12 protein-coding genes are annotated in these 12,833 nt (G+C 71.8%); 5 read left to right on the top strand and 7 right to left on the bottom strand.

All coding sequences use genetic code 11. The features are described from left to right. Positions 1-185: 185 nt before the first annotated feature. Positions 186-791, bottom strand: a complete 606-nt coding sequence (locus ACIBBH_RS18425) for a DUF2017 domain-containing protein (protein WP_399405727.1) — start codon at positions 789-791, stop codon at positions 186-188. A gap of 22 nt (positions 792-813) precedes the next feature. Continuing rightward, entirely contained in the window at positions 814-1,131 is a 318-nt protein-coding gene (clpS, locus tag ACIBBH_RS18420; protein ID WP_384469152.1) for an ATP-dependent Clp protease adapter ClpS, read from the bottom strand. Positions 1,132-1,270: 139 nt separating this feature from the next. Here clpS and ACIBBH_RS18415 point away from each other — a divergent pair, with 139 nt between their 5' ends. Both ACIBBH_RS18415 and ACIBBH_RS18410 read left to right on the top strand, forming a co-directional pair. After that, positions 1,271-2,605, top strand: coding sequence for a nicotinate phosphoribosyltransferase (locus tag ACIBBH_RS18415; protein WP_399405725.1), 1,335 nt, complete (start codon positions 1,271-1,273; stop codon positions 2,603-2,605). Between the two features lie 161 nt (positions 2,606-2,766). Next, entirely contained in the window at positions 2,767-3,357 is a 591-nt protein-coding gene (locus ACIBBH_RS18410; RefSeq protein WP_399405723.1) for a nicotinamidase, read from the top strand. An 11-nt stretch (positions 3,358-3,368) separates the two neighbouring features. Here the strand turns inward: ACIBBH_RS18410 and ACIBBH_RS18405 are convergent, their stop codons facing one another. Together ACIBBH_RS18405 and ACIBBH_RS18400 are read right to left on the bottom strand one after the other, a co-directional pair. Continuing rightward, the gene (locus tag ACIBBH_RS18405) at positions 3,369-3,710 is read right to left on the bottom strand and encodes a hypothetical protein (protein ID WP_399405721.1); all 342 of its coding nucleotides are present in this window, start codon (positions 3,708-3,710) and stop codon (positions 3,369-3,371) included. 121 nt (positions 3,711-3,831) lie between these two features. Next, entirely contained in the window at positions 3,832-6,186 is a 2,355-nt protein-coding gene (locus ACIBBH_RS18400; protein ID WP_399405719.1) for an immune inhibitor A domain-containing protein, read from the bottom strand. A 402-nt stretch (positions 6,187-6,588) separates the two neighbouring features. Between ACIBBH_RS18400 and ACIBBH_RS18395 the strand changes: the two genes are divergently transcribed. Continuing rightward, the gene (locus tag ACIBBH_RS18395) at positions 6,589-6,870 is read left to right on the top strand and encodes a hypothetical protein (protein WP_399405717.1); all 282 of its coding nucleotides are present in this window, start codon (positions 6,589-6,591) and stop codon (positions 6,868-6,870) included. A 27-nt stretch (positions 6,871-6,897) separates the two neighbouring features. Here the strand turns inward: ACIBBH_RS18395 and ACIBBH_RS18390 are convergent, their stop codons facing one another. Together ACIBBH_RS18390 and ACIBBH_RS18385 are read right to left on the bottom strand one after the other, a co-directional pair. Next, positions 6,898-7,569, bottom strand: a complete 672-nt coding sequence (locus ACIBBH_RS18390; RefSeq protein WP_399405715.1) for an RDD family protein — start codon at positions 7,567-7,569, stop codon at positions 6,898-6,900. A gap of 89 nt (positions 7,570-7,658) precedes the next feature. Further along, a complete protein-coding gene (locus ACIBBH_RS18385; protein ID WP_399405713.1) occupies positions 7,659-9,191 on the bottom strand; it encodes an RDD family protein in 1,533 nt (510 codons plus the stop codon). A 245-nt stretch (positions 9,192-9,436) separates the two neighbouring features. On the opposite strand from ACIBBH_RS18385, the gene ACIBBH_RS18380 reads away from it, so the two are divergent. Next, positions 9,437-9,850 (top strand): SsgA family sporulation/cell division regulator, encoded by a 414-nt coding sequence (locus ACIBBH_RS18380; RefSeq protein WP_399405711.1) that lies wholly within the window; start codon positions 9,437-9,439, stop codon positions 9,848-9,850. Between the two features lie 25 nt (positions 9,851-9,875). Here the strand turns inward: ACIBBH_RS18380 and ACIBBH_RS18375 are convergent, their stop codons facing one another. Continuing rightward, on the bottom strand, positions 9,876-11,282 hold the full coding sequence (locus tag ACIBBH_RS18375; RefSeq protein ID WP_399405709.1) for an FAD-binding oxidoreductase: 1,407 nt from the start codon (positions 11,280-11,282) through the stop codon (positions 9,876-9,878). Positions 11,283-11,374: 92 nt separating this feature from the next. Between ACIBBH_RS18375 and ACIBBH_RS18370 the strand changes: the two genes are divergently transcribed. Further along, on the top strand, positions 11,375-12,823 hold the full coding sequence (locus tag ACIBBH_RS18370) for a tetratricopeptide repeat protein (protein ID WP_399405707.1): 1,449 nt from the start codon (positions 11,375-11,377) through the stop codon (positions 12,821-12,823). The last annotated feature ends 10 nt before the right edge of the window (positions 12,824-12,833 follow it).

The raw sequence follows: 12,833 nt of genomic DNA, 5'->3' as shown, positions 1-12,833 counted from the left end.
GGTGTTCGCCGGGCGGTCGTGAAGATTTATCACGGCCGCAATATTGATCACACGGGCGGGATGTGGCGCACCCCACGGGGAAAAGGGGACAAAGAGCGCTCGAACGCGGCAAAGCAGGCCGCAACGGTAACGCGATCGTTATCCGGATTTGAGCGTCCGCTGAGCGAACAACTCATGCGGATGAATCAGGGCATCAGGGTCGCCACGAGCGTCTCCTGCAACCCGCCCAGCCACAGGTACGCCATCACCATCGGCTTGCGCGGGTCCTCGTCCGGCAGCCGGTAGAGCAGATCGGTGTCGTCCTCGTCGGCGATCTCCAGCCGGGCCCCTATCGCCAGCCGCAGGTCGTTGAGGGCGCCCAGCCACCGGCGGGACTCCTCGGGGCTCAGCCTGAGCACCGCCCCGCCCTCGCCGGCGGCCGTCAGCGCGTCCAGGGAGCGGATCACCGCGAGCGCGTTGTCCCGCTTGCCGGCCCGCAGGTCGTTCTCGGTGAAGCGGCGGAACTCGGAGGAGTACGCCCGCCGCTCCTCGGCCTCCTTCGGCGAGGCGGAGGTCTCCTCCGGGTCGCAGTAGGCGTCCGGGAAGAGGCGCTTGAGCACCGGATCGGCGGGCGGCTCGCTCGGACCCTCGGCGAACAGCTCGGCGAGCGGGTCGCCGGGGGCGTCCTCGGCGGGGCCTGGGCCGATGAGTTCCAGGAGCTGGACGGCCAGCGACCGGATGATGGAGATCTCGACGTCGTCGAGCGCGACGGCCGCGCCGCCACCGGGGATCGGTTCGAAGGTTCCGGGCATCAGTGAGGTCGTTTACTCCGGTCTACTTCCGGTCCTGCTGGAGGGTGGCCCACAGACCGTAGCCGTGCATCGCCTGCACGTCGCGTTCCATCTCCTCACGACTGCCGCTGGAGACGACCGCCCGGCCCTTGTGGTGGACGTCGAGCATGAGCTTGGTGGCCTTGTCCTTGGTGTACCCGAAGTACGTCTGGAAGACGTACGTCACATAGCTCATGAGGTTGACCGGGTCGTTGTGCACGATCGTGACCCAGGGGACGTCCGGCTCGGGTACGGCGAAGACCTCCTCCGCCGACTCGGTGCGTTCGATCTCTACGGGAGCGGGTGACGTCACATGGCCCATGCTGCCACGCACGCCAGAAATCGTCACACTGACGAAATAGGAGTACCATCCATGGCCATGCCGCATACACCGGGGAACAACCCCCGGACCCCCGGCGGACGTCGGGGGCGCCCGGAGAGTCGTGACTAGGAGAACTTTCGTGGACGTAGCGGACCTTGGGCTGCCGGTGGACGTTCCCTCGACGGCGCTCTTCACCGACCAGTACGAGCTGACGATGCTGCAGGCCGCTCTGAAGGCGGGTACCGCCGGACGGCGCAGCGTGTTCGAGGTCTTCACCCGGCGCCTGCCGGACGGCCGCCGCTACGGCGTGCTGGCGGGGGTCGGCCGGGTGCTGGACGCGGTGGAGAACTTCCGCTTCGACGCGGGCGTCCTCGGCTTCCTGCGCGAGCGGCGGATCGTCGACGAGGAGACCCTGGCGTGGCTCGCCGCCTACCGCTTCTCGGGTGACATCTGGGGCTACCCGGAGGGCGAGGTGTACTTCCCGGGCTCGCCGCTGATGCGGGTCGAGGGCTCCTTCGCCGAGTGCGTGCTGCTGGAGACGGTGATCCTGTCGATCCTCAACCACGACTCCGCGATCGCCGCCGCCGCCTCCCGGATGTCCTCGGCCGCCGGTGACCGGCCGCTGATCGAGATGGGCGCCCGCCGCACCCACGAGCTGTCCGCCGTCGCCGCCGCCCGTGCCGCGTACGTCGGCGGTTTCGCCTCCACCTCCGACCTCGCCGCGGGCTTCCGCTACAACATCCCGACCGTCGGCACCTCCGCCCACGCCTTCACCCTGCTGCACGACCGCGAGCGGGACGCCTTCCAGGCCCAGGTCGACTCGCTGGGCCGGGGCACCACCCTGCTCGTGGACACGTACGACGTCACCGAGGCGGTCCGCACGGCCGTCGAGGTCGCCGGGCCCGAGCTGGGCGCGGTGCGCATCGACTCCGGCGACCTGCTGCTGGTCGCGTACCGGGTACGGCAGCAGCTGGACGAGCTGGGCGCGACCCACACGAAGATCATCGTGACCTCGGACCTGGACGAGTACGCCATCGCCTCGCTCGCGGCGGCGCCGGTGGACGCGTACGGCGTCGGCACCCAGCTGGTGACCGGTTCCGGGCACCCGACGGCCGCCATGGTCTACAAGCTGGTCGCGCGCGCCGAGTCCGACGACCCGAAGGCGCCGCTGGTGCCGGTGGCGAAGAAGTCCTCCGGCGGCAAGACCTCCATCGGCGGCCGCAAGTGGGCCGCGCGGCGGCTCGACGAGTACGGCGTGGCCGAGGCCGAGGTCGTCGGCACGGGCCCGGTGCCGAGCGAGCTCGCCGACCGCCAGCTCCTCGTCGAGCTGGTCAAGGGCGGCGAGATCGTCGCCCGTGAGCCCCTGGACGTCTCCCGCGACCGGCACGCGGCCGCCCGCGCCAACCTGCCCCTGTCGGCGACCCAGCTCTCGCGCGGGGAACCCGTCATACCGACGGAGTACGTCCAGGGGTGATCGGGCAGCCGAGCCCCCGTCGTCCGACACCGGAGCGGGGCCCGCGCCCGCGCGCGGGCCGTGCCCCCTCCCGCGCCCGGCGTGAAGTCTCTAGGCTCGGTAGTTCACGGCCGGGCCCGCACCCTTCCCCACTCGAGACCCCATAGCGAAGGACACCGACCATGCGCCGCGCCTTGATCGTCGTAGACGTGCAGAACGACTTCTGCGAGGGGGGCAGCCTCGCGGTGGCCGGGGGTGCCGATGTGGCCGCCGCCATCACCGAGCTGATCGGGCAGGCCCCCGCCGGGTACCGGCACGTGGTGGCCACCCGCGACCACCACATCGCGCCCGGCGGACACTTCGCCGACAACCCCGACTTCGTCCACTCCTGGCCGGCGCACTGCGTCGCCGGCACCGAGGGCGTGGGCTTCCACCCGAACTTCGCCCCCGCCGTCGCCTCGGGCGCGGTCGACGCCGTCTTCGACAAGGGGGCGTACGCGGCGGCGTACAGCGGTTTCGAGGGCGCGGACGAGAACGGCGTCGGCCTGGCCGACTGGCTGCGGGCCCGCCGGATCGACGAGGTCGACGTGGTGGGCATCGCCACCGACCACTGCGTGCGCGCCACCGCCCTGGACGCCGCCCGCGAGGGCTTCCGTACGCAGGTGCTCCTCGACCTGACCGCCGGAGTGGCCGCGGAGACCACCGAGCGGGCGCTGGAGGAGATGCGCGAGGCGGGGGTGGAGCTGACCGGCAAGCCGGTCGTCTCCTCCTGACCTGCCTCGTCTCACGCCTGCGCCGCCGGCTGTCTCAGCAGGGCCCTGATCGGCCGCCACAGCTCCGTCACCAGCTCGGGCGAGGTGACACCGTTGTCGGAGGCGGTGCGCCATATCAGGCCGTCGGGGTGGTGCAGGACCGCGGTGATCTCGTCCGGGGTCGGCGGGGCGGCGTTGCCCCGCAGGTAGACCGCGCGCATGCCCAGGTTGCGCAGCCTGGTCAGGGCGCGGGCGCGGTTGAGGGCGTGGACCAGCACGCGCACGCCGCCGGGGTCGTCGCCGGTGGGGCGGGGCAGGTTCAGCGCCACCACCACCGTGCCGTTCGGCAGCTTGCAGAAACCTCCTGCGGCCATGCGGTCACATCCCCGTTTCGGTCGGTGTCAATAAGCGAGCCACAGGACGCACCTAAACACGATCGGCGGCAACCCGCCAAGGGGTTGCCGCCGATACGCTTCTGACCTGCGAAAACGCAGACTACTTCACCGCAGGGCCGACCTTGAGCGAGATCGTGGAGCCGTCCTTGGCCTCCTTGACGATCCTGATCCTGGTGTTGGTGTCAGTGATCTTGACACCGGCGGTCGGGGTCGAGGGGTCGTAGTAGGTGCTGGTGTGGTCGTTGAAGACCGACACGCCCTTCGACGACTTGATCTTCGTCGCGACGTCCGCGTTGTGGAGCGTGATGCCGTCGGTGCGGTACAGGCTGAACGGGGAGTCGTAGGCCTGGATGCGGGTGCGCATCAGCGTGCCGTCCGACCACTTCAGCGCGGTCGGGTGCGAGTCGACCGGGAGGATCAGGCCGGCGCCCGGGTGGACGCTGGTGTTGTTGTCCGCCTGGGAGGTGTCCCACTTCCAGATCAGCAGGCCGTTCTGGTACGGGTAGTGCTCCACCCAGTCCGGACGGGTCGTCGAGAAGCCGAAGTTGTACGGGCCGACCTTGAGGGTCTTGTCGTACGACACGTACTGGCGGTTCTCGGCGATGTAGTACTGCGCGTAGTCCTTGGCGAAGGACGCGCCGATCCGGGAGAAGCCGCTCGCCGTCCACGCCGCGTCCGCGCTCTCGGCGTTGTCGGAGAAGACGGTCGCGCCGTCCGCGGTCAGCGTGATCTCGTCACCCGCGAAGCCCTTCTGGGCCACGCCGCCGTCGGTCTGGTAGCGGAAGCGGACGTCGATCTTCTTGCCCGCGTAGGCGTCCAGGGAGTACGACAGCTTCTTGTACCCGTCGACCGTTCCGGTCAGGGCCGGCTTGTCGCTGGCGTCGCGCGGGATGGGCTGACCGTCCACCGTGCCGTCCACAGCGGTCCAGTTGGCGCCGCCGTCGGTCGAGACCTCCGTGTAGAGGAAGTCGTAGTTGGCCTCGATGTCGTAGTAGCCGTCCAGGCTCAGCGTGGCCGAGGACTTGCCGGTGAGGTCGACGGAACGGGTCAGCGTGTTCTTGAGGTTGTCACCGCTGCCGCTCCACCATTGGGTCGAGCCCTGCGCCGGGGTCACGACGGTGGTGGTCACCTCCTTGTCCGGCAGGTTGACCACGAGGGCCTGCTTGTTCCACGTGTTGTACTCGGCGACGCCGAGCTTGTGCGTGGACTGCTTGCCGGCCTTGGCCGTGTCGTAGTTGAGCCAGCCGAGCTGGAGCTTGTCCCAGGCGCTGAAGTCGCCCGGCAGGTCACCGATGGCGTCCTTGCCCCGGCCGAGCCAGGAGCCGGAGGACATCAGGGTCCAGAAACCGGTGGAGTTGTCGCCGTTGCCGGTGGTGTCGTAGTGGTCCGGCAGGCCGAGGTCGTGGCCGTACTCGTGGGCGAAGACGCCCAGGCCGCCGTTCTCCGGCTGGATGGTGTAGTCGCCGACCCAGATGCCGGTGTCACCGATCTGCGTGCCGCCCAGCTTGTTGTTCTGCGGGCCGGTGGCGCCCGCGTCGGTGCCGAAGGCGTACCAGCGGTGGGCCCAGATGGCGTCCTTGCCCTGGACGCCGCCGCCCGCGGACTCGTCCTCACCGGCGTGCACGATCTGGAAGTGGTCGATGTAGCCGTCGGGCTCGTTGAAGTTGCCGTCCCCGTCGTAGTCGTAGCGGTCCCACTGGTCGAAGTCGGCCAGGTCCGCCTTGATGGCCGCGTCGGTCCTGCCGGCCGCCTTCTGCTGGGCGACCCAGGCGGTCACGCCGTCGCTGACCACGTTCCACACGCTCGGGCAGTTGGTGGAGCCGCAGGCGTTGTTGCCGTAACGGGCTTCGTTGTAGGGGACCTTGACCCAGTCGGCGACCTCGCCCTCGACCGAGTAGCGGCCCGAGGACTCCTTCTCGTAGAACTTCTTCATCGACTCGACGTTCTTGCCGGTGCCGAAGTAGAGGTCCTGGTAGTGCTTCTGGTCGTAGTCCTTCTGCCAGGCGGTCGAGTTGTCCTTGGTACGGTCCGGCGCGGCTATCCGGTTGTGCAGCGGGCCCGCGGTACCGCCGTACTTGGGGTCGGTCCTGTCGCCGAACTCCACCAGGATCGTGAAGATCTTGTCGGTCTTCTCGCGGCCGAGCTCGACGTACTTGCTGTCGCCCTTCCTGCTCTTGAGCCGGACGACCTGCGAGCCGTTTCGGTCCTTGACCTCGGCCTCGCCGGATATGACCTGATTGAGGGCCTCCTGGCGCTGGGCCGCCTGGGTCTTGCTCAGCGGGCCGTCGAGGTCGTGGTCCTCCTGCTTCACCGGCGCCGGGTCGTGCCGGTTGGCGGCGGCCGACCCGGCCGTGGTGCTCGCCTCCGCGACGGCGAAGGCGGAGAACGTGGCGGAGGCCGCCGCGAGCGCGACGCCGATGGCGGCCGCTCTGAACGTCCAGGTTCTGCTGGTCACTTGAGTTCCTCCCCCGCGCCCGCGCACACGGAAGGAGGGTCCTGGTCATGGAGGGTCCGTGCGCGCCTGATCAACGCGTGTAGTCAAGTGACGACATTTGACTAGAGGTTTAAGAGAAAAGACAGACCTTGACTTGAGCAGGACAAGTGCACTATGCGGAGCGGGCGTTCGCTTTGCGAACACCTCGCGCCTCACTCAACGGGCGCTCGACTCCGTCCACTTACTGGACCCCATGACTCCGTGCGCCCCCCGTGCACCGGTACCGTGGGTTAGGTCACGCTTACCGGCCGTTCCACTCGGGCATGCAGGCGAATAGAGTCGAATGGTGGAACGCCCGGAAGTCGGCGGAAACACAGGCCGGCGCCTCGTCTCACCCCCAATTCTTCCGAGGACACGATTGCCATGCCTCGTCCGACCGCCGCACAGCTCGCCTACGGTTCCTGCACCGTGATCTTCTCGACGCTCGCCATGCTGCTGCTGTCACAGACGAGTTCGGGCCTCGGGATCGCGGTCATCGCCCTCGCGGCGCTCGCTCTGGGACTCCTGGTCGCCAGGACGGCTCCCCTGCCGAAGCCGCGCACGGTCGCCGCCCCGGCCCAGGCGGTGGCCGGGGAGCGGGTGCCCGCGCCGCGGGAGCCGGTGGCCGCAGCGGTCGAGCCGATACGCGAGCCCACGGCTCGCTGACTCCCCCGGGACCGGCTCGGCCTGCCGTCAACCGGTGCTGACCACCACCGTCTTGCCGGCCTTGTCGTGCAGACCCTGCTTGTAGGGCTTGTCGAAGAAGCTCCAGCCGCCCGAGATCGCGGTCCAGATGCAGGCGCAGCAGAAGGCGAACGGCACCCACAGCACCAGGGAGCGGACCAGCGCGCTCTGCACCGAGGGCGTGGCGCCGTTGTCGAGGTTGGCCACCCGCATGTGCAGCCACTTCTTGCCGAGGGTCTGGCCCGACTTGGCGATCATGACGGTGTCGTAGGCGACGTAGAGCACCGCGGCGATGAGCGACTGCGCGAACGACTTGCCGACCTCGATCCTGTCGCCGTTCATCTGGTACTCGCGCACCCCGAACCCCCAGGTGAGCAGCCAGACGACGATGCCCACCAGGATCATGTCGATGATGCGGGCCAGCGTGCGCTTGCCGCTGTCCGCGAGCGGGGGCATCCCGGCGAGCGGGTCTCGGGGGTGGCCGCCGCCTCCGTACGGGTCGCCGCCGTGGGGCGGGGGCTGGCCGCCGTACGGGGGCTGCTCGCCGCCGTAGGGGGGCTGTTGACCGCCGTACGGGGAGTCGTACGGCGAGCCCGCCCCCTGGCCTGACGGGGGCTGCTTCCTGAACGGGTCGTCCTCCGGGGGCTGCTGTCCGGAGCCGGGGGGCGGTTCGCTGCTCATGGCCCGAGTGGATCGCGAACGCCCCGGCTCCGCATCCGGCGAACGGCCGTCCGGAGTACGGAGTCCGGATCCCGTACGGCCGCCCTTGCTCAGGCCGCCACGTAGGTGTGGGCCGCCTTGTCGTGCCAGCACTGGTGCCACGGCCGGTCGAACAGGCACCACAGGACGCCGCCGACGCCGACGACGAGCAGGCCGGGGACGCTGTAGACCAGCCAGCGGCGCAGGGCCGGGCCGAACGTCGGCGGCTCGTGCGCCTCGATGTCCCGCACCTGGAGGCCGCACAGCTTCTTGCCCAGCGTGCGGCCCCACCTGGCGGTGGGCAGCACCTCGTACAGGACGCCGGCGAGGAGCAGGACGCCGAGGACGATGCCGAGGTAGGCGCCGGTCGTACCGTCGACCAGCCAGACGGTGACGGTCCGGCCGGAGAGCTTGGCCGCGTCGATCTTCTCCTGGACGTGGTCGGCGGCCCGGACGCCCAGCGGTACGGCGGCCGCGGCGGTGACCGCGCCGAGGACCAGCGTGTCGACCAGACGGGCGGCCAGCCGCTTGCCGAGGCCCGCGGGCCGCGCCGCCGCCTGCCGCCGGGCCACCGCCTGGAAGGGGTCCTCCACCGGCGGCTTCCACGGTGCCACGGGCTGCTCGTCCCCGGCCCCCGCGAGCCGGTGCACCTGCTGCGCCCAGGACGACTGCCCGCCGCCGGGGCCGCTGGTCATCGGGGTGGCGGAAACGGGGCCGGCGCCGGACAGGGGGGCGCCTGCCTGCGCGGGGACGGAGGGGCCGACGACGGAGCCCTGGGGAGCGCCGGAGCCCTGGGCGGCGGGCCTCGCCTGGGCCTGGCCCGGTACGTTCCCCTGGGCCTGGCCCGGGATCTGCGCCTGCCCCTGCCCCTGCGGTTGCGGCTGCGCCTGGCCCGGGACCTGCGCCTGGCCCTCCCCCTGCGCGGCTGCCGCGCGCGCCGCGGCCGCCTTCCCGGCGCCGAAACCGGTGCCCGAGGAGGCCCCGGAGGACGCGGCCCCGGCCGCTCCGACCGGGCCCTGCACCCCGAAACCAGCCGCACCGGAACCGCCCGGCCCCTGCCCGGGAGCCGGCGTGCGCGGAACGGGCCGGAACGTCATCGTGCCGTCGTCCACCGAACCGCCGGAGGCCGGGGCGGGCCGCCGGAAGACGAACGTGCCGCCCGAGCCCAGGTCGCCGGAGTCCTGGTCGGCGGGCGGGATCGTCGCCGTGCCGTCCGTGCGGGCCGCCTGGCCGTCGGGCTGGGCCGGGGAGTCGGCGGGCACCCGCGGATCGGCGCCCCAGGAGACGCGGCGGTCCTGGTCGCCGCCGAAGCCCGACTGCTGCGCACGGTCGGCGCCCCACGCCGACGCCGGTTCCGCCGAACCGCCGGCGGGCGGGTCCTCGTCGAAGAAGTGCGGGCCGGTCTCCTCGACCGGCGCCGGGGCCTGCGCCGGGCCCGCGCCGGGCGGCGGGGCGAGCCGTTCGCCGTCCTTCGGCGCCGGCCGGCTGGTGCCCGGCACCCAGGAGGCGCCGTTCCAGTACCGGACGTAGCCGGGGATGGACGGGTCCGGGTAGTAGCCCTCGCGGGGCCTGTCGTCACCGGGGGCCGGGGTTGGGGCGCTCATGTCCGTCGTCCCGTATCTGCTCGGGGGTCGTATGGGGGCCTCCACTATCTATCAGACCCGCGCAACCCCCAGCGCCAGTCCCGCCGGACCCACCCCTTTCCGGGCGACCCCGTGCTACGGCTTCACAGGTCCCGCCGCACAGGTTCGAAAAATTCCCCGAACCCGCGTAACGCCCGCGCCCCGGCCGCCTCTCACCTCGTACGGGCCGACTCCCAGCGGCCCCGAGGAGAGAGGAACCGCACGTCATGCAGCACACCGTGGTGGAACGCGAACTGGAGCTCAGGCTCATTCTTTCGCCCGAGCGGAGCATCCCGGTCCCGGCGCGGCTCGGCTACCGCTCGGACGACCCGTACGCCGTCCACATCGCCTTCCACACCACCTCCGAACAGCCCGTGAACTGGACGTTCTCTCGCGGCCTGCTGGTGGAGGGGGTGTTCCGGCCGAGCGGGCAGGGAGACGTCCGGGTGTGGCCGGCGAAGGTGGAGGGGCGCAGCGTCGTGGTGATGGCGCTGAGTTCACCCGACGGTGACGCCCTGCTCCAGGCGCCGGCCGCCCAGCTGTCCGCCTGGCTGGAGCGCACGCTGCGGGTGGTGCCCCCGGGGAGTGAGGGCGGGCAGCTCGGGCTCGACAAGGCGCTCGACCAGCTGCTCGCCCAGTGACCCCAGGGCCTGCGCCGAGGGAGTGTCAGAAGAGCTTGCCGGGGTTGAGGATCCCCAGCGGGTCGAAGACCTGCTTGACCGCGCGCTGCATCTCCAGGCCGACCGGGCCGACCTCGCGGGCGAGCCACTCCTTCTTCAGGACGCCGACGCCGTGCTCACCGGTGATGGTGCCGCCGAGTTCCAGGCCGAGCGCCATGATCTCGTCGAAGGACTCGCGGGCCCGGCGGGACTCGTCGGGGTCCTGGGCGTCGAAGCACACGGTCGGGTGGGTGTTGCCGTCGCCGGCGTGGGCGCACACGCCGATGGTCAGCCGGTACTTCTCCGCGATCCGTTCGACGCCCTCCAGCATCTCGGCGAGCCGCGACCGGGGCACGCACACGTCGTCGATCATCGTCGTGCCCTTGACGGCCTCCAGCGCGACGAGGGACATGCGGCGGGCCTGGAGCAGGAGTTCGGACTCGGCGGCGTCCTCGGCGGGCACCACCTGGGTGGCGCCCGCGGCCTCGCACAGGGCGCCGAGGGAGGCGAGGTCGGCGGCCGGGTCGGGGGTGTCGAAGGCGGCCAGCAGCAGGGCCTCGGTGGTCTCCGGCAGGCCCGTGCGGGCGAGGTCGTTGACCGCCTTCACGGTCGTACGGTCCATCAGTTCCAGGAGGGACGGCACGTGGCCGCCCGCCATGATCCGGCACACGGCGTCGCAGGCGTCGGCGGCGGAGGCGAACTCGGCGGCCAGCACCAGCTGCGGGGGCGGCTTGGGCTTGAGGGCGAGAACGGCCCGTACGACGATGCCGAGCGAGCCCTCGGAGCCGACGAACAGGCGGGTCAGGTCGTAGCCCGCCACACCCTTCGCCGTGCGGCGGCCGGTGGACATCAGGCGGCCGTCGGCGAGGACGACGTCCACGCCGAGGACGTACTCGGCCGTCACCCCGTACTTCACGCAGCACAGGCCGCCCGAGGCGGTGCCGATGTTCCCGCCGATGGTGCACATCTCCCAGCTGGAGGGATCCGGCGGGTAGTACAGGCCGTGTTCCTCGACCGCACGGGAGAGGGCGGCGTTGACCACGCCCGGTTCGACGACCGCGATGCGGTCGACCGGGTTGATCTCCAGGATGCGGTCCATCTTGGTCAGGGACAGCACGATGCAGCCGTCCGAGGCGTTGGCCGCGCCGGACAGGCCCGTGCGGGCACCCTGCGGGACGACCGGGACGCGCAGCTCGGAGGCGACGCGCATGACGTGCTGCACCTCCTCGGCCGTGCGCGGCAGCACCACCGCGGCCGGGGCGCCGGCCGGGCAGAAGCTCGCCATGTCGTTGGCGTAGGAGGCGGTGACGTCGGGGTCGGTGAGAACCGCCTCGGCCGGCAGGCCCGCCAGGAGCCGGTCGGTGAGATTGCCCTGGGCCTCGTCACGCGGCGCTTGGATACGGCTCATGATCACAGCGTCCCACCGGGGGCCATCGGTGTGAACCCCGCACACAGCACCCTTGGGCCACCCGGACGCGCTCGTCGTATTGACGCACAGTAAGCGCCATGGAGAAGCGACAGTCCGGTCCGGGTACATCCCTGGTTGGCGAGCGGCCCCGGCGCCGCCTGCGCGTGCTGCGGCGGGTGCTGGTGGCCTCCGCGACGGGTACCGCGGCGGTCGGCGGGGCGCTGATGCTGCTGCCGGAGGAGCCGCCCAGGACCAGTCCGCCGCCGGCGCCGGGCCCGAGGGTGCAGGCGCCGGCCTCGGTGACCACCGGAGTGCCGGCCGCGCTGCCCGACCTGGCGCTGCTGATCGGGGACCGGGAGAACCATCTGCGGACGCATCCGCAGGACGCGCGCGCGTGGGCGGTGCTGGGCGCCGCCTATGTGGAGCGGGGGCGGCGCACCGCCGACGCCGCGAACTACCCGAAGGCCGAGCGGGCGCTGCGGGCCTCCCTCGAGGTGACGGGCGGCAAGAATCCCGAGGCGCTGGAGGGGCTGGCGGCGCTGGCGAACGCGCGCCGGGACTTCCGGGCGGCCCGCGAGTGGGGCGAGCAGGCGCGCGGGCTCGCGCCGAAGCGCTGGACGGCGTACGCGGTCCTGATCGACGCCTACACCGGGCTCGGCGACTACAAGGCCACCGGGAAGACGCTGGAGAAGCTGACGGGGCTGCGCGCCGGTGCCGCCGCACGCCCGGCCGTGATGGCGCGGGCCTCCGCCGTCTACCGCGACCGGGGCTGGCGCGAGGACGCGGCGGCCCAGCTGTCCGACGCGGCGGCGGCCGCGCGCACGGCCGCCGAGCAGGCCGACTACCTGACCCGGTCCGGGCAGCTGGCCTGGGAGCGCGGCGACCGGAAGGAGGCGCTGCGGCACTTCGAGGCGGCCGTCCGCGTCGACCCCGACCAGCGGGACGCGCTGGCCGGTCAGGGGCGCGTGCTGGCCGCGCTGGGGCGGACGCCGGAGGCGGTGACCGCCTACCAGGCGGCGCTCACCAAGCAGCCCTGTCCCCAGTACGCGCTGGAGCTGGGCGAGTTGTACGAGTCGCTGAGCCTGGAGCAGGCGGCGCAGGTGCAGTACGACCTGCTGCGGGCCCGGGTGGAGCGGGAGGAGGCCGGCGGGGTCGACGAGGAGCTGCTGCTCGGGCGGTTCGAGGCGGACCACGGGGACGCGCAGGAGGCCGTACAGCGGCTCAGGGCCGAGTGGGAGCGGCAGCCTGGCATCGAGGTGGCCGACGCGCTGGGCTGGGCGCTGCACCGGGTCGGCGACGACCAGGAGGCACTGGACTTCGCCCGGATCGCGACGGACAAGGCGCACGGGGGCGGGGTGCGCAGCGCGCTGTACTCGTTCCACCTGGGCATGATCGAGCGGGAGCTGGAACTGGACGGGCCGGCGCGGCGGCACCTGCAGGACGCGCTGCGGATCAACCCGTACTTCTCGCCGTTGCGCGTGCCCGTCGCCCGCGCCGCGCTGGCCCACCTGGGGGAACCGCCCGACGAGGGCGTGCCGGAGGACTGAGCTCCTGCAG

The organism is Streptomyces sp. NPDC051636, from assembly GCF_044453765.1.
In the GTDB taxonomy this organism is placed as follows: Bacteria; Actinomycetota; Actinomycetes; order Streptomycetales; family Streptomycetaceae; genus Streptomyces.
The sequence above is the reverse complement of the archived record's forward strand: the minus strand, read 5'-3'. Positions and strand labels throughout refer to the sequence as shown.

What these genes read in the sequence shown, in the direction of transcription:
- ACIBBH_RS18425 (WP_399405727.1), bottom strand. Translation starts at nt 791, where the DNA reads ATGCCCGGAACCTTCGAACCGATCCCCGGTGGCGGCGCGGCCGTCGCG.
- clpS (WP_384469152.1), bottom strand. Translation starts at nt 1,131, where the DNA reads ATGGGCCATGTGACGTCACCCGCTCCCGTAGAGATCGAACGCACCGAG.
- ACIBBH_RS18410 (WP_399405723.1), top strand. Translation starts at nt 2,767, where the DNA reads ATGCGCCGCGCCTTGATCGTCGTAGACGTGCAGAACGACTTCTGCGAG.
- ACIBBH_RS18405 (WP_399405721.1), bottom strand. Translation starts at nt 3,710, where the DNA reads ATGGCCGCAGGAGGTTTCTGCAAGCTGCCGAACGGCACGGTGGTGGTG.
- ACIBBH_RS18395 (WP_399405717.1), top strand. Translation starts at nt 6,589, where the DNA reads ATGCCTCGTCCGACCGCCGCACAGCTCGCCTACGGTTCCTGCACCGTG.
- ACIBBH_RS18390 (WP_399405715.1), bottom strand. Translation starts at nt 7,569, where the DNA reads ATGAGCAGCGAACCGCCCCCCGGCTCCGGACAGCAGCCCCCGGAGGAC.
- ACIBBH_RS18385 (WP_399405713.1), bottom strand. Translation starts at nt 9,191, where the DNA reads ATGAGCGCCCCAACCCCGGCCCCCGGTGACGACAGGCCCCGCGAGGGC.
- ACIBBH_RS18380 (WP_399405711.1), top strand. Translation starts at nt 9,437, where the DNA reads ATGCAGCACACCGTGGTGGAACGCGAACTGGAGCTCAGGCTCATTCTT.
- ACIBBH_RS18370 (WP_399405707.1), top strand. Translation starts at nt 11,375, where the DNA reads ATGGAGAAGCGACAGTCCGGTCCGGGTACATCCCTGGTTGGCGAGCGG.